Annotated in this window: 21 protein-coding genes; 12 read left to right on the top strand and 9 right to left on the bottom strand. The window is 74.1% G+C overall.

What is annotated here, in order from left to right:
- Positions 1-16 precede the first annotated feature (16 nt).
- Positions 17-1,204 carry an MFS transporter gene (locus ACZ3YL_RS04635; RefSeq protein WP_465655378.1) on the top strand — a complete coding sequence of 396 codons (1,188 nt, stop codon included), beginning with the start codon at positions 17-19 and terminating at the stop codon, positions 1,202-1,204.
- A 65-nt stretch (positions 1,205-1,269) separates the two neighbouring features.
- Here the strand turns inward: ACZ3YL_RS04635 and ACZ3YL_RS04630 are convergent, their stop codons facing one another.
- On the bottom strand, positions 1,270-1,536 hold the full coding sequence (locus ACZ3YL_RS04630) for a hypothetical protein (protein ID WP_188306790.1): 267 nt from the start codon (positions 1,534-1,536) through the stop codon (positions 1,270-1,272).
- Positions 1,537-1,629: 93 nt separating this feature from the next.
- Positions 1,630-1,995, bottom strand: coding sequence for a DUF488 domain-containing protein (locus tag ACZ3YL_RS04625; RefSeq protein WP_188306791.1), 366 nt, complete (start codon positions 1,993-1,995; stop codon positions 1,630-1,632).
- Positions 1,996-2,261: 266 nt separating this feature from the next.
- On the opposite strand from ACZ3YL_RS04625, the gene ctaD reads away from it, so the two are divergent.
- Together ctaD and ctaF are read left to right on the top strand one after the other, a co-directional pair.
- Complete coding sequence (ctaD, locus tag ACZ3YL_RS04620; RefSeq protein ID WP_188306792.1) at positions 2,262-3,989, top strand: aa3-type cytochrome oxidase subunit I; 1,728 nt, start codon at positions 2,262-2,264, stop codon at positions 3,987-3,989.
- Positions 3,986-4,387 carry an aa3-type cytochrome oxidase subunit IV gene (gene ctaF / locus ACZ3YL_RS04615; RefSeq protein ID WP_188306793.1) on the top strand — a complete coding sequence of 134 codons (402 nt, stop codon included), beginning with the start codon at positions 3,986-3,988 and terminating at the stop codon, positions 4,385-4,387. The genes ctaD and ctaF overlap by 4 nt, the downstream gene beginning before the upstream one ends.
- Here the strand turns inward: ctaF and qcrB are convergent.
- The 5 genes from qcrB to ACZ3YL_RS04590 form a co-directional block, all read right to left on the bottom strand.
- Complete coding sequence (qcrB, locus tag ACZ3YL_RS04610; RefSeq protein ID WP_465655375.1) at positions 4,347-6,077, bottom strand: cytochrome bc1 complex cytochrome b subunit; 1,731 nt, start codon at positions 6,075-6,077, stop codon at positions 4,347-4,349. The two genes, ctaF and qcrB, sit on opposite strands and share 41 nt — an antisense overlap.
- Positions 6,078-6,181: 104 nt before the next feature.
- Positions 6,182-6,655 (bottom strand): nucleoside deaminase, encoded by a 474-nt coding sequence (locus ACZ3YL_RS04605; protein ID WP_465655373.1) that lies wholly within the window; start codon positions 6,653-6,655, stop codon positions 6,182-6,184.
- A gap of 120 nt (positions 6,656-6,775) precedes the next feature.
- Positions 6,776-7,405, bottom strand: coding sequence for a pyridoxamine 5'-phosphate oxidase family protein (locus ACZ3YL_RS04600; protein ID WP_465655371.1), 630 nt, complete (start codon positions 7,403-7,405; stop codon positions 6,776-6,778).
- Between the two features lie 128 nt (positions 7,406-7,533).
- Positions 7,534-8,739, bottom strand: a complete 1,206-nt coding sequence (locus tag ACZ3YL_RS04595; RefSeq protein WP_465655369.1) for an AI-2E family transporter — start codon at positions 8,737-8,739, stop codon at positions 7,534-7,536.
- A gap of 66 nt (positions 8,740-8,805) precedes the next feature.
- Entirely contained in the window at positions 8,806-9,030 is a 225-nt protein-coding gene (locus ACZ3YL_RS04590; RefSeq protein ID WP_465655367.1) for a hypothetical protein, read from the bottom strand.
- Between the two features lie 266 nt (positions 9,031-9,296).
- Between ACZ3YL_RS04590 and ACZ3YL_RS04585 the strand changes: the two genes are divergently transcribed.
- The 7 genes from ACZ3YL_RS04585 to ACZ3YL_RS04555 all read left to right on the top strand — a co-directional run bounded on the left by ACZ3YL_RS04585 (position 9,297) and on the right by ACZ3YL_RS04555 (position 13,183).
- Entirely contained in the window at positions 9,297-9,734 is a 438-nt protein-coding gene (locus ACZ3YL_RS04585; RefSeq protein WP_188307926.1) for an STAS domain-containing protein, read from the top strand.
- Between the two features lie 121 nt (positions 9,735-9,855).
- Positions 9,856-10,206 (top strand): STAS domain-containing protein, encoded by a 351-nt coding sequence (locus tag ACZ3YL_RS04580; protein ID WP_465655365.1) that lies wholly within the window; start codon positions 9,856-9,858, stop codon positions 10,204-10,206.
- A gap of 77 nt (positions 10,207-10,283) precedes the next feature.
- Entirely contained in the window at positions 10,284-10,655 is a 372-nt protein-coding gene (locus ACZ3YL_RS04575; RefSeq protein ID WP_465655363.1) for a hypothetical protein, read from the top strand.
- Between the two features lie 342 nt (positions 10,656-10,997).
- A complete protein-coding gene (locus ACZ3YL_RS04570) occupies positions 10,998-11,396 on the top strand; it encodes a hypothetical protein (RefSeq protein WP_465655361.1) in 399 nt (132 codons plus the stop codon).
- Between the two features lie 99 nt (positions 11,397-11,495).
- On the top strand, positions 11,496-11,921 hold the full coding sequence (locus tag ACZ3YL_RS04565) for an ATP-binding protein (RefSeq protein WP_188305650.1): 426 nt from the start codon (positions 11,496-11,498) through the stop codon (positions 11,919-11,921).
- A gap of 117 nt (positions 11,922-12,038) precedes the next feature.
- Positions 12,039-12,617 (top strand): hypothetical protein, encoded by a 579-nt coding sequence (locus ACZ3YL_RS04560; protein WP_188305649.1) that lies wholly within the window; start codon positions 12,039-12,041, stop codon positions 12,615-12,617.
- Positions 12,614-13,183 (top strand): hypothetical protein, encoded by a 570-nt coding sequence (locus ACZ3YL_RS04555; protein WP_465655358.1) that lies wholly within the window; start codon positions 12,614-12,616, stop codon positions 13,181-13,183. The genes ACZ3YL_RS04560 and ACZ3YL_RS04555 overlap by 4 nt, the downstream gene beginning before the upstream one ends.
- Positions 13,184-13,387: 204 nt before the next feature.
- Here ACZ3YL_RS04555 and ACZ3YL_RS04550 read toward each other — a convergent pair whose 3' ends face one another.
- Together ACZ3YL_RS04550 and ACZ3YL_RS04545 are read right to left on the bottom strand one after the other, a co-directional pair.
- Positions 13,388-13,837 carry a DUF5946 family protein gene (locus ACZ3YL_RS04550; RefSeq protein WP_465655356.1) on the bottom strand — a complete coding sequence of 150 codons (450 nt, stop codon included), beginning with the start codon at positions 13,835-13,837 and terminating at the stop codon, positions 13,388-13,390.
- A complete protein-coding gene (locus tag ACZ3YL_RS04545) occupies positions 13,834-14,322 on the bottom strand; it encodes a GNAT family N-acetyltransferase (protein WP_188305647.1) in 489 nt (162 codons plus the stop codon). Before ACZ3YL_RS04545 ends, ACZ3YL_RS04550 begins: the two co-directional genes overlap by 4 nt.
- Before the next feature lie 189 nt (positions 14,323-14,511).
- On the opposite strand from ACZ3YL_RS04545, the gene ACZ3YL_RS04540 reads away from it, so the two are divergent.
- Positions 14,512-15,450 (top strand): ABC transporter ATP-binding protein, encoded by a 939-nt coding sequence (locus ACZ3YL_RS04540; protein WP_188305646.1) that lies wholly within the window; start codon positions 14,512-14,514, stop codon positions 15,448-15,450.
- Positions 15,447-16,295, top strand: coding sequence for an ABC transporter permease (locus tag ACZ3YL_RS04535; protein WP_465655355.1), 849 nt, complete (start codon positions 15,447-15,449; stop codon positions 16,293-16,295). Before ACZ3YL_RS04540 ends, ACZ3YL_RS04535 begins: the two co-directional genes overlap by 4 nt.
- Positions 16,296-16,421: the final 126 nt, after the last annotated feature.

Here is a 16,421-nt window from a genome sequence, read left to right as displayed (position 1 = left end):
CCCGAGGATGGGACGCATGACTCCGATCGCCCACACCGCCGCTCCGGTCGCCGCCCGGCCGGACACCAGGGTGCCGTTCCCGCTGACGGCCGCCGCGTTCACCGCCAACTTCGACCGCTTCGCCATCGGCCCGGTGCTGGTCACCGTCGCGGCCGCACTGCGGGTCCCGTTGGCCTCCGCGGTGGCCCTGGCCGGCGGCTACGCGCTCGCCTACGGACTGTCACAACCGGTCTGGGGCGTGCTCTCCGACCGGATCGGGCGGCTGCGGGTGATCCGAACCGCCCTGGTGGTGGCCGCGCTGGCCGGCCTGGCCTCGGCGGCGGCGCCGAACCTGGCGGTGCTGACCGCCCTGCGGGTGGTCACCGGCTTCGCGTTCGGTGCCGTCGTCCCGTCCTCGCTGAGCTTCGTCGGCGACGCGGTGGCGCCCGAGCGCCGGCAGGGCGCGCTCGCCGACCTGATGGCGGCGCTCGGGCTGGGCAACGGACTGGCCGCGCTGTTCGCCGGGGTGGTCGCCAACTGGCTGAACTGGCGGCTGGTGTTCGTGGTGCCGGCGATAGCCGCCGCGGCGGCCGCGATCGGGCTGCGCCGCGCCGTCGAGCCGGAGCGTGCCCCGGCCGGCAGCCTGGCCGAGCAGCTCGGGGCCGTGCTGCGGAGCCCGTTCGCGTACCTGGTCGCCCTGCTCGGCCTGGTCGAGGGCGCGGTGCTGCTGGGCGGGCTGACCTTCGTCGCCCCGGCGCTGGAGCACCGCGGTGTGTCCGACGCCGCGGCCGGCGCGATCACCGCCCTGTACGGCGCGGGGACGCTGGTGTTCACCCGCGCCGTCAAGGCCCTGACGCGGTACGTCCCGGCGCACGGCCTGGCCGCGATCGGCGGCGCCCTGGTGCTGGCCGGCTACACCGCCGCGGCCCTGGCGCCCGGGGTGTGGACGTACGCGCTGGTGGCGGCGCTGCTCGGCGCGGGCTGGGCCTTCCTGCACTCGACGCTCCAGGCATGGGCCACCTCGGTGGTGCCCGAGGCGCGCGGGACGGCCGTCTCCTGCTTCGTCGCCGCGCTGTTCGTCGGCAGCGCCCTGGGCACCGCGCTCGGCGGGGGCGCGGCCGGCCAGGGGCGGTTCGACGTGCTGTTCGGTGTGACCGCGGTGGCCACCGTGCCGTTGACGGCGGCGGTGGTGCTCGGGCGGCGTCGCTTCACCGCCCGCGGCTGAACGCCCGGGGCCGCCCCGGCGCCCGGCGGGCTCAGCGAGCTCAGCGCCCCGCGGGCTTGGCGGGCTCAGCGGGCCCGCAGGGCGGCCTCGCAGGCGGCGCAGCGCCGGTCGGCCAGGGCGGGCGGGTACCAGGGCTCGCCCGGGCGGGCCGGCCGGTAGTGGGAGTGCTCCATCGGGTCGGTGTCGAGGCCGCACAGGGTGCGGGGGAGCGGGTCCTCGGGCACGTCCGGGTCGCCGCCCGCCGCGTGCACCGCGAGCACCACCGGCTCCACGCCGTCGGGTCCGAGGGCTTCGTCCTGTTCGAGTTCGAACAGGACGACGATCGCCGTCATGTCGTGCCACCTGTCCGTGTCCTGGCCGTCATCGCCCCGGCCGTCATCGTTGTGGTCGTCATGGCCCCGGCCGCCATCGCCGGATCCCGCCGTTCAGTGCTGCCTCTTCGCCAGCCAGTCGGCGAGCACGGCCGCCTGGCTGTGGTCGGCGTCCCTGGTGGCGGTCAGCAGGGTGAGCGGGTCGTGGGCGGCCAGCTCGCGCAGGTGCCCGGCGGCCTCCCGGTGCTCGGTGTCGCGCAGCTCGGCGAGGTAGCGGCGGCGGAACTCGGTGAAGCGCTCCGGGTCGTGGCCGTACCACTGGCGCAGTCCGGTCGACGGGGCGACGTCGCGCAGCCATTCGTCCAGGTGCGCGTCCTCCTTCTTCATCCCGCGCGGCCAGACGCGGTCCACCAGCACCCGCTGCCCGTCCCGGGGCGAGGCGTCCTCGTAGATCCGCCGGTAAGTGATCTGTGCGGCCATGACGGGTTCCTCCCGGCTCGGTGTGCTGGTGGCGGGTCCGCCCACACTGGTGGGTCCGCCCACACCAGCGTGTGCCCGGACCGGGCGGATCCGCACACCGACGGCGCAGCGGGGGGCGGCGCGCGCCCGCCGGTGCCGCGTGGCGCCCCGGGGCACCGATCCGCCGCCGCTAGGGTCGCTCCCGGTGCGCGCGGCCGACCAGTCCGGGGAGGACGGGGTCCGAGGCGCTGCCGGGGGGTGTCATCCGGTTCCGCTGCGGAGGTTCCATGAGTGCGTCCGACACCACCGTCGACTCCACCGTCGGCACCGGCGCGCCGCCGCGCGTCCGGCTGCGGGTGCGGCGGGGCAGCAGGCTGCTGCACTGGCTGTTCACCACGGACCACAAGGTGATCGGCAACCTCTACCTGGCGACGGCCTTCGGGTTCTTCCTGGTCGGGGGCCTGATGGCGCTGCTGATGCGGACGCAGCTGCTGGGCCCCGACACCGGGTTCCTGTCGAACGAGCGCTACAACCAGATGTTCACCATGCACGGCACGATCATGCTGCTGCTGTTCGCCACCCCGACCTTCGCCGGCTTCGCCAACGCGATCATGCCGCTGCAGATCGGCGCGCCCGACGTGGCCTTCCCCCGGCTGAACGCCTTCACCTACTGGGCCTTCCTGCTGGGCGGCCTGATGGTGCTGAGCGGCTTCCTCACCGCGGGCGGCGCCCCCGCCTTCGGCTGGTTCGCCTACGCGCCGCTGAACGGGCCGGAGCACTCGCCGGGAACGGGGCCGGACCTGTGGGCCCTCGGCCTGGTGGTGGCCGGTCTCGGGACGATCCTGGGTTCGGTCAACTTCATCACCACCATCACCTGCCTGCGGGCGCCGGGCATGACGCTGTTCCGGATGCCGATCTTCACCTGGAACGTGCTGTTCACCTCGATCATGGTGCTGCTGGCCTTCCCGGTGCTCACCGCGGCCCTGCTGCTGCTGGAGGCGGACCGCAAGTTCGGCGCCCACGTCTTCGACCCGGCCAACGGCGGGGCGATGCTGTGGCAGCACCTGTTCTGGTTCTTCGGCCACCCGGAGGTGTACATCGTCGCGGTGCCGTTCTTCGGCATCGTCAGCGAGATCATCCCGGTGTTCAGCCGCAAGCCGCTGTTCGGCTACTACGGGATGATCGGCGCGACCATCGCCATCACCTCGCTGTCGATGTCGGTGTGGGCGCACCACATGTTCGCCACCGGGCAGGTGCTGCTGCCGTTCTTCTCGATGATGTCCTTCCTGATCGCGGTGCCCACCGGGGTGAAGTTCTTCAACTGGATCGGCACGATGTGGCACGGCTCGCTGTCCTTCGAGACCCCGATGCTGTGGTCGGTCGGCTTCCTGGTGACCTTCCTGTTCGGCGGCCTGAGCGGGGTGCTGCTGGCCGCGCCGCCGATCGACTTCCACGTCACCGACAGCTACTTCGTGGTGGCCCACCTCCACTACGTCCTGTTCGGGACGGTGGTGTTCGCGACCTTCGCGGGCTTCTACTTCTGGTGGCCGAAGATCACCGGGAAGATGCTCGACGAGCGGATCGGCAAGGTGCACTTCTGGATCCTGTTCATCGGGTTCCAGACCACCTTCCTGGTGATGCACTGGCTGGGCGCCCAGGGCATGCCCCGCCGCTACGCGACGTACCTGGCGGTGGACGGTTTCACCACGCTCAACGTGGTCGCCTCGGTCGGGGCCTTCCTGCTCGGGGTCTCCAACCTGCCGTTCTTCTACAACGTCTGGACCACCACCCGGCACGGCACCCGGGTCGAGCAGGACGATCCGTGGGGCTGGGGCCGCTCCCTCGAATGGGCCACCTCCAGTCCACCGCCGCACCACAACTTCCTGGTGCTGCCCCGGATCCGCTCCGAGTCGCCGGCCTTCGACCTGCACCACCCGGAGGTGCCGCCGGACGGCTCGTCGAGCGGCTCCGGGCAGCCGCAGGGCGGCCGGAGCGGACGGGGGGAGGCGCGATGAAGGCCGAGGGGTGGCTGTTCGCCGTCATGACGGTGTTCTTCGCGGTGACCGGGCTGGTCTACGGGTTCTGGGCGCGGGAGCCGGCCGGCAAGGCGATCCTGACGGTGGCGTTCCTGATGTCGGGGCTGGTCGCGCTGTTCTGGTTCGTCCAGCACCAGCGGCGCGGCGGCGGGCGGCCCCAGGACCGCAAGGACGCCGAGATCGTGGAGTCCGCCGGGCCGGTGGGCTTCTTCCCGGCCCGCAGCGGCTACCCGGTGCTCACGGCGGCGGGCCTGGCGGTCTTCGCGCTGGGCCTGGTGTTCGCCCGCTGGCTGATCGTCTGCGGGGCGGTGCTGCTCGGCTTCGCCGTGTTCGGCTTCATCTTCCAGTACCACGACCGCGGCGACGGCGGGGCCTGAACCTGTGGAACAGCCGGCCCAACGGCCCGCGTCCCTCCGGGAGCGCGGGCCGCTGGGCCGTCGGCCGCGCGGGGTGCACCGGGTCGGTGAGGACGGCCGCGACGGCGCGGGCCTCCTGCTCGGTGGCGGGCAGGTCGACCCGGTCGCCGTGGTACCAGGAGCCGAGTGCCGCCCGGGCCCGTTCGGTGCGCGGCGCCCCGGGCAGCGGCTCGGCCGGCCGCGGGGCGTCGCGCACCAGCATCGCGTACCGCTCGGCCGCCGGCACCGGCCTGCGGTGCCCGTCGAAGCCGCCCTCGATCGACTGGTCGATCCGGCCGGTCGCGTCGCCCTCCAGCAGCCGGGAGCGGTCCCTGTCCTGGAGGGCGAGGCAGAGCCAGCGGGTGAGCAGGAACGCCAGCGCCGGCGCCAGGAAGAACGCCGCCCGCAGCACCCAGGTCAGGGAGTTGACGGAGACGCCGAAGACGTACGCGATCACGTCGTTGCCGCCGGCGACCAGCAGCACCGTGTAGCCGGTGACCCCGGCGACCCCGAGCGCCGTACGGATCGGCTTGTTGCGCGGCCGGTCGCACAGGTGGTGCTCGCCGCCACCGGGGGTGAGCCAGCGCTCCACGAAGGGGTAGGCGTACAGCACCCCGAACAGCAGGCCGGGCACCACCAGGGCGGGCAGGAAGGCGTTCCACGCGATGGTGTGCCCGAGCACCCCGGTCTCGACGGCCGGCATCAGCCGCAGCGCCCCCTCGATGAAGCCGATGTACCAGTCAGGCTGGGCGCCCGCCCCGGCGATGTCCGGCCGGTACGCGCTGTAGCGCCAGATCGGGTTGATCTCCGCGGCCAGCGCGGACAGCGTCAGGATGCCGCCGACGGTGAAGGCCAGGCCGGTGGTGCGGGTCAGGAACTGGGGGAAGAAGGGGAGCCCCACCACGTTCCGGTTGGTCCGGCCCGGCGCCGCCCACTGGGTGTGCTTGAGCACCACCACCAGGGTCAGGTGCGCCCCGATCAGCGCCAGCAGCAGACCGGGCACCAGGAGGACGTGCACGGTGAACAGCCGCGGGATGACCGCGTGCCCGGGGAACTCGCCGCCGAAGGCGAAGAAGCTCAGGTAGGTGCCGACCAGCGGCACCGAGAGCAGCACGCCCTCGGCGATCCTGAGCCCGGTGCCGGACAGCGTGTCGTCCGGCAGCGAGTAGCCGGAGAACCCCTCCAGCAGGGCGAGGGTCAGCAGCGTCACCCCGATCACCCAGTTCAGCTCGCGCGGGCGGCGGAACGCGCCGGTGAAGAACACCCGCAGCAGGTGCGCGCAGATCGAGGCGACGAACAGCAGGGCCGCCCAGTGGTGGATCTGACGGACCAGCAGGCCGCCGCGCACCTCGAAGCTGATCCGCAGGGTCGAGGCGTAGGCCTCGGACATCCGCACCCCGCGCAGCGGCAGGTACGGGCCCTGGTAGTCGATGTCGCCCATGCTCGGGGTGAAGAAGAAGGTGAGGAACACTCCGGTCAGCAGCAGGAAGACGAAGCTGTACAGGGCCAGTTCGCTCAGCAGGAACGACCAGTGGTCGGGGAACGCCTTGCGGAGCAGCAGCCGGCCCGCCTCCGTCAGCGGGAGCCGCCCGTCGACGGCCCGTACGGCGCGCTCGGCGGGCGCGGGCGGGTTCGCGGGTACCCGCCGGTCGTGGCCCTGGTTTCCGTCCATAGCGGGCAACCTAGTGCGAAACGCCCGGACCGGCCGGGCAGGGCCTCCCGATACTGCTCCCGAGCGAGCGCGGAGCACCCCACCGGAGCAACCGGCGCGGTCGGCTACCCCCAGTAGCCGACGTGGACGGCGGAGGCCTCCTCGAAGAGGAACGGGCCCGACACCTCCACCGTGCTGCCGCCGGCCGCGAAGACCGCACGGCAGGGCAGGTCGAGGACCGGCTCGTCCGGGTCCGCGCCCGCGATGGCGTTCAGCTCGGGCGCGGCGAGGGCGTAGACGACCCGACGGATGCCGCTCCAGTAGATCGCCCCGGCGCACATCGCGCACGGCTCGGTGCTGGAGTAGAGGGTGGCCTCGGCGAGTTGGTGCGGGGCCAGGGTGCGGGAGGCCTCGCGGACCAGGTTGAGCTCCGCGTGGGCGGTGACGTCGTGGTCGGTCAGCACGGTGTTCTCGGCGGTCAGCAGGACGTCCCCGTCCGGGCCGGTGAGCAGCGCGCCGAAGGGGTGGTTGCCGTGGGCCCGGGCGGAGGCGCCGAGTTCGATGGCGGCGAGCAGGTGGGCGGGGGAGTGGTCGGCCATGGCGGGTCTCCTCGGGCGGGGCGAACGGCGGGGCGGGGGCAGAGCGGGGCGGCCGCGCCTCCGGGCCCCTCGACCAGTGTCACCCGGACCTCGCGGGGCCGCCCCGGCACCCCCCTCGGCTCAGCCGTAGAGCCGGGCGCCGTACTGCGGGCCGTAGTACTGCTCCAGGTCCGCCAGGGCCTCGTCCGGCCGCTCCAGGCTCCTGGCGATGCGTGCCCGGGACGGGGCCGCCTGCGGGTCCCAGGACTCGGGCTTCCAGAGCGCGGAGCGCAGGAAGGACTTGGAGCAGTGGTAGAACACCTCCTCGATCTCGACCAGGAGCGCCACCGGGGGCCGGTGCCCGTTGACCACCAGCCGGTCGAAGAACGGCGCGTCGCGCACGAGGCGGGCCCGGCCGTTGATCCGCAGGGTGTCGCCGCGGCCGGGGACCACGTACAGCAGGCCGACGTGGGGGTTGCCCAGGACGTTCCGGAAGCCGTCCGTACGCCGGTTGCCGGGGCGCTCCGGCACCACGATCGTGGTGTCGTCCAGGACCAGGGTGAAGCCGGCCGGATCGCCCTTCGGCGAGGCGTCGCACCTGCCGTCGGCCGCGGCCGTGGAGACCACGCAGAACGGCGAGGCCGCCAGCCACGCGCGGTCGTGCTCGTGCAGCAACGTCCGTACCTTCCCCGCGTCCCGCGGGGTCGGCGCCCCGAGTATCTCCCGCAGCTCGTCCTCCGAAGTGATCTCCACCAGCCCGTCCGCCCACATCGGCGTCCCCTTCCCCGTGCGATCGTCCCGTGCCGTGACGTTGCGGCCAGCCTAGGGCGCGAGCCGCCGGGGACGTCAGGGGGCAGCCCCAGCGGCAGCCGGGTGGTGGGAGGGGGCCGGGACGGACGTCAGCGGTCGCGCGGGGACCGGTGCGGGTGCTCGCCCACCGCCGGGGCATCGCGCCCTGATGGCGGACGCCCCCGCGCACGGTGGTCCCGCAGCTCGGTGAGCACCGCCCAGGCCACCGACACCACCGGCACCGCGACCACCGCGCCCAGCACCCCGGCCAGCACCGCGCCGCCGATCACCGACAGGGCCACCGCCACCGGGTGGATGCGCACCGACCAGCTCAGCACCAGCGGATGCAGCAGATGGCCCTCGATCTGGCCGATCACCACGATCAGGGCCAGCACCAGCAGCGCGACCACCGGCCCGCGCGCGGCCAGCGCCACCAGCGCGGCCACCGCCAGGGCGATCGGGGAGCCGACCAGGGGCACCAGCGCAGCCACGAACTCCAGCACCATCAGCGGCAGCACCAGCGGCACCCGCAGGACGGCCAAGGCGATGCCGACCAGCACCGCGTTGACCGCCGCCACGATCAGCACCCCGCGGGTGTAGCCGGCGAAGGTCTGCCAGGCGGCCTGTCCGGCCCGGCTCCAGGCGGGGCGGGCCCGGGCCGGGAGCTGGCGCTGCGCCCAGGCCCACATCCGGTCGCCGGAGTGCAGGAAGAACACCGAGCAGAACACCGCGAGGGCCAGCCCGGTGACCAGCTCGACGGCCCGGCTCGCGCCGCTGAGCGCGGTGGTCAGCAGCGCCGAGCGGTGGGCCGAGACAAACGCGCCGATCTTCGTCCGCAGGTCCGTGACGGTGCCGGACCGCAGATGGAAGGGGGCGCCGGTGAGCCAGTGGTCGATCCGGCCGAGACCGCCGCGCAGCTCGTCGCCGATCTGGTTCCACTGGTCGGCGACGTTCGTCCCCACCAGCGCCAGGACTCCGCCGACCAGCGCGATCGCGCACACGAAGGCCACCAGCACGGCGAGCGAGCGGGGTAGCACCCGGGCGAGCAGGTCGACCAGCGGGCGCAGCACCGAGGTGATCACCAGCGCCACGAACAGCGCTATCACCGGCATCTCCAGCTCGCCGAGCACCTCGACGACCAGGTACGCGGCCACCCCGAGCAGCCCCAGCCGCCAGATGTACCCGGCGGTGGTGCGCAGCCCGGCCGGGACGCGCTCCGGGGGCGCCGCCGGACGGGCCCGGCGCAGCGTCACCCGGGGCGGGCGGCTGCCGAGCGGCCGGGGGCGTCGGCCCGGGCCGGGGCCGGTCACGCCCATGGGCCGGCTCCCCGCCGTCGGCGGGGCGCGGTCGGGGGACGGTGTCCGGGGTGCGGCACGGCCGGCTCAGTCGGGGGTCTCGTGGGGCTCCGGCTCGTGGGCCGGTTCGGTCGGTTCGGCGTGCGTCGGTTCGGCGTGCGTCGGTTCGGCGTGCGGAGTGTGCTGCCCCTCCTCGGGGACCAGTGGTGGTCCGTCCTCGTCGTCCGTTCGTGACTCGGGGGTTTCGACCGGGACGGGCGGGTCCTTGGGTACGGGCCGGTCGTGGTCGCGGGTCGGGTCCTGGTCGCTCATGGGGCTCGCCTCCTTCGTCGTGGACCTGCTCCCGTGCTCGCGGAGCCGGCGCGCGGCTCACTCCGGGCGTCCTCCCTGGAAGCCTCCGGACGGAAGTCCTGCCCCCAGCGTCTCTCCGGCCCAGGGGCTCGTACACCTCGGGGCGGAGGATCCGTGGCCCGGAGCCGTCCGGGCGGTTCCGACGGCCGTCCGAGCGGTTCGGGGCGCCGCGCGGCATGATGGTCGGGACGGCAGCCCTGCCGCACCGACCGGACCGGGAGCGCGTGATGCGAGGGCCAACCGAGGTCCCCCGCGAGGGGGAACGACACAGCGGGGGCCTGTACGTGGCGGTGGACGACCGGGCGTCGGAGCGGATCGTCACGATGGCCGGAGAGCTGGACCGCGACTCGGCGGACGCGCTGCGCACCGTACTCGCCCGGCCGCTGCACGACGGGATCCGCCGGATCGTGGTCGACCTGGCCGAGCTGCGGTTCTGCGACTCCACCGGTCTGAACATCCTGCTGCAGGCCCGGCTCGACGCGGAGGCGGCCGGGCGGACCCTCGACGTCGTGAGGCCGCGCCCGATCGTGGCCCGGCTGTTCGAGGTCACCGGTACCGACACCGTGCTGCGGATCCGGTCCGACCCCGGCCCCGACCCCGACGCGACGCCGGGGGCCGTCGCCGATCCCCCTGCGCCCGGCCGGGAATCGGAGGAACCCGGCTGACTCACCCCTTCTTCCGGCGTTTCCCGGGCCCTGCCGTGGACAGTCGCGCAGTGGGAGTCCCTCCGAGGGAAGAGCCAGGAGGAGGAGCACGATGACGCGCCGGCAGCCGAATGGCCGAGGCTTGGCGTCCGACCGCCGCGGTGAGCCCGCGGTCCTCACCGCACAGGCGTCGCCGTGGGCCGGGGGCACCGTGATCGCCCTGTACGGCGAACTCGACCTCGACTCGGTCGCCGAGCTGAACGCCGTCCTCGCGCCGGCCCTGGCCGAGCCCGCCACCGTCGTCGTGATCGACTGCGCCGGGCTGGAGTTCTGCGACTCGACCGGCCTCTACGAGCTGTTCCGCGCCCAAGTCGGCGCGGCCGCCCACGGCAGCCGGATCGAACTGGCCCGCCCCCGCCCACTGGTGCTGCGGATGCTGGAACTCACCGGTGCCACCGACGCCTTCAGGGTGCGCGACACCGTCCCCGGCTGATCCCGCCGACCGCGCCGGGAGGACGACCGTGCCGGGCGACCGGGGGAAGAGGCGACGGGGGAGGAGAGGAGCAGAGCATGGCCAGGCTGCTGGTCGACGGTGACGACCTGGTCGTCCGGCTGACGTGGTGGGAGCGCATCGTGACCCGCCGACGGGAGGTGCGGGCGCCGCTGGAAGCCGTCACGGCGGTCGAGGTCCAGCCGGACCGTTGGCGGGCGCTGCGCGGGATCCGGATCAGTGGGCTGGCCGTGCCCGGCGCGCTCTGCCTGGGCGTGTGGCGGCACAAGGACGGGCGGGACTTCGTCGCCCTGCGAGGGCACCGGCACGCCGTGCTGCGCGTGGAGCTGCGGCCGCCCGCACCGTTCGCCGGGATCGCGGTGGAGACGGATGACCCGCACGGGACCGCTGCCGAGCTGCGGACGGCCTGTGGGCGTCCCACCCCTGCCTGACTTCGAGCGGCCGTGACGGAACCGACCACCCGGGCATGCCACGGCCTCATCGTCCGGCCCACGCCCGAGGAGTCTCGCGAACGGGAAGGGGCGGAACGGTGCCGCTCCGAAGCGGAGCGGGACGGAACCCGCGCTGCCCGCCCGGTGCGACCGACGACCAGGCCGGGGGCCGAGGCCAGGGACGAGGCCCGGAGCCGGGTGTCACCGTTCGCGGACCAGCCGATCGGCCAGGACCAGTCGCACGGGTCGGCGACCGGTCCCCGCCGGACCGTTACGGACGGGATCCGCCGGGTAGGCGCGGCCTGGAAGTGGGGGCGAGAACGGGACGGAAGGGGAATCCCCATGCTGCTGCTAGGACTTCTGCTGCTGGCGGCCTCCGGTGCCTTCACCGGGCTGCTGATCGCCGACAACCTCGGCGGCGGGCCGGAGTACCAGGTGACGATCCTCGGCAACGACCTCGTGAAGCTCGACAGCCTCGGGATCTTCCTCGCGGGCCTCGCCCTCGCCCTGGTCTTCTGCCTGGGTCTCGCCATGATGCGACCGGCCTGGCGGCCCTCGCGGCGCGCCGAGCGGGCCGCCGGATACGGCGCGGCCCGGCGGGTGGAGCCGACCGCGCCGCTGGAGGACCGTGGCACCCCGCCGGTGAGCCCGGAGGAGCGCGCCGCCGAGCAGGGCGGCCGGGCCGCCGGCATCCCGCGCGAGCCGCAGCCGCGGCGCGGCCGGCACCTGTTCGGGCATTGAGGTTCGGGTGGTGAGGTCCGGTCGTCGACCGAGGCTGCGGCCCGGGCGGACGGTTCGGTAGGGCCGGAGACACGACAGGGACGAGGGAGGTGTGGTCGGATGGGCGGCGCCCGGGTGCCCGCGCGGGCCCGCTCCTCCGCGCGGCCGTGGGCGCGCCGGCTCCCGTTGTCCGCCCGGCCGGGGGTGGTCGCCGAGGCGCGTTCCTGCACCGCCGCCTTCCTGGCGGACGTGGCCGATCCCCTGGTGGTCGCCGACGCCGTCCTGCTGGTCTCCGAGCTGGTCGGCAACGCCGTCCGGCACACCGGCGCACCCGGCGCGCTGCTCCTGGTGCGCTGCCCGGGGGTGCTGCGGATCGAGGTCAGCGACGCGAGCCGGCGCCCGCCGCTGCCGCGCCTGCCGCACGGCGAAGGGGACACCGGTGGTCTCGGCCTGGTCCTGTTGAGCCGCCTCGCGCTGAGCTGGGGCTGGCGCCCGGCGGGCGCGGGCAAGACGGTCTGGTGCGAGCTGCGGGTCCCCGAGGACTGACGGTTGGTCGTGCGTGGGGCCGGCGCTGCCTGGCCGGGTCGGTGAAGTCCGGGAACAGGCGTTTCGAACCCCGGGTACTGGGCAGCGGCTCGGCATCGAAGTTGCAAGGAGGGCCCGATGTCGACAGGAGAACTCGTCGCGATCATCGTGCCGATCGCCGTCGTGGTGGTCCTCGCCGTCGCGGTGCTGTGGTTCGTCAACCGCCGCCGCCGGCTGCGGGAACGATTCGGCCCCGAGTACGAACGGACCGTGAACAGGTCGGACAGCCGGATCGCGGCTGAACGCGAGCTGCGGGAGCGCGAGCTGCGCCACCAGGAGCTGGACATCAGACCGCTGCCGGCCGAGGCGAGGCAGCGCTACAGCCAGGACTGGATCCAGGTGCAGCAGGAGTTCGTCGACCGGCCGGGCGCCGCCGTTCAGGACGCTGACCGCCTGGTCACGACGCTCATGCGGGACCGCGGCTACCCGACGGAGAACTACGAACAGCGGCTGCGCGACCTGTCGGTCGAGCACGGCCGCACCCTGGAGCACTACCGCGCCGCGCACGCCGTCAACACCGAGGCCGGCCGCGGCGAGGCCACCACCGAGGAACTGCGGGGCGCGATGGTGCACTACCGCGCGCTGTTCGACGCGCTCCTCGACGGCGGACCGGAAAGGGGTGGGACGGAACGAGGCGGAACGGAGCGACCGAGATGACGCCGATGAACCACGACGACGAGCGACGGACGTCGACCGAGGACATCCTCGCGGGTGTGCGGGCCGACGAGCCGCCGGAGACGAGGGAGCGGCCCGTCTACCCCGGCGAGGCCACCGAGGCGGCGGAGGAGCCGCGCGCGGACGACACGGCCGGAGGAAGCGAGGCGGTGGGAACGCAGGCGGCCGGAACGGATACGGCGGAAACGGATACGGCGGAAACGGGGGCGGCCGGAGGAACCTCGGGCCGCGCCGTCGAGGGCGAGCTGCCCGCCGACGGTGAGGCGGAGCGGGGGGAGCGCGAGTCCCTGCTGCCGCCGGGCGAGGCGGAGGAACTGCGGTCCCGGTGGCAGGAGGTCCAGACCCGCTTCGTCGACGACCCCCGGGAGGCGGTCCGCGACGCGGACGAGCTGGTCGCCGATCTGATGCGCCGCCTGGCCGAGTACTTCGCGGGCCGCAAGAACGGGCTGGAGAGCCAGTGGAACCGCGACGGGGAGGCCGACACGGAGGAGCTGCGGGTGGCGCTGAAGCAGTACCGCGCCTTCTTCGACCGACTGCTCAGCAGCTGAGGGCAGGGCGGCGGGGCGAGGGCGGAAGTCGGGGCGCCTTCCCTTGAAGGCGCCTGGCGGCGACCGCCACCGGGCTGGCCGATCTGGCGCTCATGCTGTCCTCCAGGGAGGGGATTGCGCAGGCCGGTCGACCCGCCCCTCCATGGCACCGCCGGGGGTGCCCCATGCGCATGGGGCGACGGTCCCGTCCCGGTCCCGGAGCGGCTACGCCCCGTCGTCGCCCCATGCCGCCAGCGTGGCCGCCGCCCACGCCCGCACCCGTTCGGGGAAGCCGTCGGCCGGGAACGTCCCGTCCACCGCGACCTCCTCGATGGTCGCCGCGAACCCGCCCCGCGGCGCCTCCCCTCCCGGCCGCACCGCCGCGCCCGTCGGAGGCCTGCCCGGCACGCGGTGGGAGTTCGCCCGCCGGGCCCGCCCGACCAGCCGCTCCACCGCCGGCAGCCCGCCGTCGAGGTACGCCCGCAGCAACCCCCGCGCGCCCGCCCCGCCGTCCCCGGGCAGCCGGCCCGGGTGCTGCAACAGGAAGCAGGACACCGAGACCCCGTGCAACGGCCCCCACGGCTGTGCCCGCGAGTGGTCCAGCGCCAGCAGCCCGTGGAACAGCCCCGCACACCCCCGGGCACCGCACTCCCCGCAGGGCTCGGCGCCCGTCACCCGCGCACGGTCTTGCTCATGGACATCGCCGAGACGCCGTAGCCGCAGCGGCGGTACAGGGCGATGGCCGCGTCGTTGCCGCCGAAGACGTTCAGGGCGAGGTCGGTCCCGCCCAGGCGGGCGACGAGCTGTTCGGCGGCGGTCAGGATGGCGGCGCCGTAGCCGTGCCGGCGGTACTCGGGCAGGACACGGAGGTGGAAGAGCCAGGCGGAGGTGGAGGTACCGGACTCCGAGCGGGGGTCGGGGCCGATCCAGGCGGTGCCGACCGTCCGGCCGGACTCGTCCTCGGCGACGACCAGGTGGTGGCCGGGGGTGTCCGGGCCGTCCGGGAGGAACCTGGCGGTGCCCTGGCGGGTACGCTCGCGGGCCTGCTCCTCCGGCATCAGCCTGGCCAGTTCACGGATGGTGTCGGCCTCGCGGATCTCGGTGGCCGACTGGTACTCGGCCGGGGTCATCTGACGCAGGGTCACTTTCCGATCGTCCATGCCGCCATCCTCGCCCGGCCTGGCCGGGCGGCGAAAGCGAGTTTCCCCGGGTAGGGCGACGGTGTGGTACCGCGGTACTACACGCCGTCCGATGATCAGTCCGCGGTGCCACGGATCCGGCCGCTCCCGGCCCTAGCGTGGAAACGTGGGCGGCCGGGACGGCCCGGCCCCTGGACGTAAGGGCGAGCGATGATCGAGGCGCACCAGCTGACGAAGCGGTACGGGGAGAAGACCGCCGTGGACGGGCTGGACTTCACGGTCCGGCCGGGGGCGGTGACCGGGTTCCTCGGACCCAACGGGGCGGGGAAGTCGACCACCATGCGGATGATCGTCGGACTGGACGCGCCCACCAGCGGCTCGGTGCGCGTCAACGGCCGTCGGTACGCCGAGCACGCCGCGCCGCTGCAGGAGGTGGGCGCGCTGCTGGAGGCCAAGTCGATCCACCCCGGCCGCTCGGCCTTCAACCACCTGATGGCCCAGGCCCACACCCACGGCATCCCGCGCCGCCGGGTCGAGGAGGTCATCGAGCTGACCGGCCTGCAGTCGGTGGCCCGCAAGCGCGCCGGGGCGTTCTCGCTCGGCATGGGCCAGCGGCTCGGCATCGCGGCCGCCCTGCTGGGCGACCCGGCCACGGTGATGCTGGACGAGCCGGTCAACGGGCTCGACCCCGAGGGCGTGCTGTGGATCCGCAACCTGCTCACCTCGCTCGCCGCCGAAGGCCGCACCGTCTTCGTCTCCTCGCACCTGATGAGCGAGGTCTCGCTGGTCGCCGACCACCTGATCATCGTCGGGCGGGGCAAGCTGCTGGCCGACACCACCGTCCAGGAGCTGGTCCAGCAGGCCGGCGGCGACGTCGTCAAGGTCGTCAGTGCCGACCCGACCCGGTTGCGCTCGGCGCTCGCCGGCCCCGACGTGGAGATCACCGGCCGCTCCGGCTCGGAGGAACTGCTGGTCACCGGGCGGACGGCCCGCGAGATCGGCCTCACCGCCGCCGAGCACGGCATCGCGGTGTTCGAGCTGACCCCCCGGACGGTCTCCCTGGAGGAGGCCTTCATGGACCTCACCCGGGACGCCGTCGAGTACCACGGCACCACGACCACCTCCGACACCCAGAGGAGCGCGGCATGACCACGATCGCCCCCAGTCAGACATCGGAGAGCGCCGACCCGCGCCCCGCCCGCCCCGTCTACAAGGTGACGGCCGCGCGCGTGCTGCGCTCGGAGTGGGCCAAGCTGTGGTCGCTGCGCTCCACCTGGATCACCCTCGGACTGGCGCTGCTGTTCCTGGTCGCCTTCGGCCTTATCGCCGCCTTCCAGTTCAAGTCGCGGATCACCTCCGGCCGCCCGATGGACCGGGACTTCGCCGACGCGAGCGCGCTCAGCCTCTCCCTGTTCGGCACCAACTTCGCCCAGCTGGCGCTCGGCGTCCTCGGGGTGCTGGTCGCGGCCGGCGAGTACTCGACCGGCATGATCCGCTCCACCCTGGCCGCCGTGCCGCGCCGCCTGCCGGTGCTGTGGTCCAAGGCCGCGGTGTACGGCCTGATCGCGCTGGTGCTGGGCACCATCGGGGTGTTCGTCACCTTCTCGGCGGACAGCGGCATCCTGTCCGGCACCCGGGCGGCGATGACCCTCTCCGACACCGGCGTGGTGCGCGGCCTGTTCGGCGCCGGGCTCTACCTCGCCCTGGTCGGCGTGATCGGCGTCGCCCTCGGCGCGCTGCTGCGCTCGGTGGCCGGCGGCATCGCCGTCCTGGTCGCCTCGCTGATGCTGATCCCGGGCCTGACCTCGCTGCTGCCCACCTCCTGGCAGAGCCACATCAGCCCGTACCTGCCCAGCCACGCCGGTGAGGCGATGTTCGCCCTGCACCACGACTCGACCACGCTCTCGCCGACGGCCGGCCTGCTGGTCTTCCTCGGCTGGACGGTGCTCGCGCTCGCCGGCGCCGCCGTACGGCTGAAGCGCACGGACGCCTGAGCCCGGCGGAGCCTGGGACACTCGCGGTGGGGGCGGCGGCCCCTACCCCCGCGCCCCCCGGCGGTGGGGCGGTTCGCGGTGGGCGGTGGGGACCCGGCGCGCCGGCCCGTCGGGCCAGGCAGGTAG

The sequence above is a fragment of the Kitasatospora sp. NPDC023176 genome (assembly GCF_055560495.1).
This window is presented reverse-complemented; position numbering and strand designations above follow the sequence as displayed.

Bases quoted from the DNA above. Each gene is read 5' to 3' on its own strand.
- ACZ3YL_RS04585 (WP_188307926.1), top strand. From the start codon at position 9,297: ATGCGAGGGCCAACCGAGGTCCCCCGCGAGGGGGAACGACACAGCGGG.
- ACZ3YL_RS04545 (WP_188305647.1), bottom strand. From the start codon at position 14,322: ATGGACGATCGGAAAGTGACCCTGCGTCAGATGACCCCGGCCGAGTAC.
- ACZ3YL_RS04535 (WP_465655355.1), top strand. From the start codon at position 15,447: ATGACCACGATCGCCCCCAGTCAGACATCGGAGAGCGCCGACCCGCGC.
- ACZ3YL_RS04570 (WP_465655361.1), top strand. From the start codon at position 10,998: ATGCTGCTGCTAGGACTTCTGCTGCTGGCGGCCTCCGGTGCCTTCACC.
- ACZ3YL_RS04595 (WP_465655369.1), bottom strand. From the start codon at position 8,739: ATGGGCGTGACCGGCCCCGGCCCGGGCCGACGCCCCCGGCCGCTCGGC.
- ACZ3YL_RS04540 (WP_188305646.1), top strand. From the start codon at position 14,512: ATGATCGAGGCGCACCAGCTGACGAAGCGGTACGGGGAGAAGACCGCC.
- ACZ3YL_RS04590 (WP_465655367.1), bottom strand. From the start codon at position 9,030: ATGAGCGACCAGGACCCGACCCGCGACCACGACCGGCCCGTACCCAAG.
- ACZ3YL_RS04575 (WP_465655363.1), top strand. From the start codon at position 10,284: ATGGCCAGGCTGCTGGTCGACGGTGACGACCTGGTCGTCCGGCTGACG.
- ACZ3YL_RS04635 (WP_465655378.1), top strand. From the start codon at position 17: ATGACTCCGATCGCCCACACCGCCGCTCCGGTCGCCGCCCGGCCGGAC.
- ACZ3YL_RS04560 (WP_188305649.1), top strand. From the start codon at position 12,039: ATGTCGACAGGAGAACTCGTCGCGATCATCGTGCCGATCGCCGTCGTG.
- ctaD (WP_188306792.1), top strand. From the start codon at position 2,262: ATGAGTGCGTCCGACACCACCGTCGACTCCACCGTCGGCACCGGCGCG.
- ACZ3YL_RS04605 (WP_465655373.1), bottom strand. From the start codon at position 6,655: ATGGCCGACCACTCCCCCGCCCACCTGCTCGCCGCCATCGAACTCGGC.
- ACZ3YL_RS04565 (WP_188305650.1), top strand. From the start codon at position 11,496: ATGGGCGGCGCCCGGGTGCCCGCGCGGGCCCGCTCCTCCGCGCGGCCG.
- ACZ3YL_RS04555 (WP_465655358.1), top strand. From the start codon at position 12,614: ATGACGCCGATGAACCACGACGACGAGCGACGGACGTCGACCGAGGAC.
- ctaF (WP_188306793.1), top strand. From the start codon at position 3,986: ATGAAGGCCGAGGGGTGGCTGTTCGCCGTCATGACGGTGTTCTTCGCG.
- ACZ3YL_RS04625 (WP_188306791.1), bottom strand. From the start codon at position 1,995: ATGGCCGCACAGATCACTTACCGGCGGATCTACGAGGACGCCTCGCCC.
- qcrB (WP_465655375.1), bottom strand. From the start codon at position 6,077: ATGGACGGAAACCAGGGCCACGACCGGCGGGTACCCGCGAACCCGCCC.
- ACZ3YL_RS04600 (WP_465655371.1), bottom strand. From the start codon at position 7,405: ATGTGGGCGGACGGGCTGGTGGAGATCACTTCGGAGGACGAGCTGCGG.
- ACZ3YL_RS04630 (WP_188306790.1), bottom strand. From the start codon at position 1,536: ATGACGGCGATCGTCGTCCTGTTCGAACTCGAACAGGACGAAGCCCTC.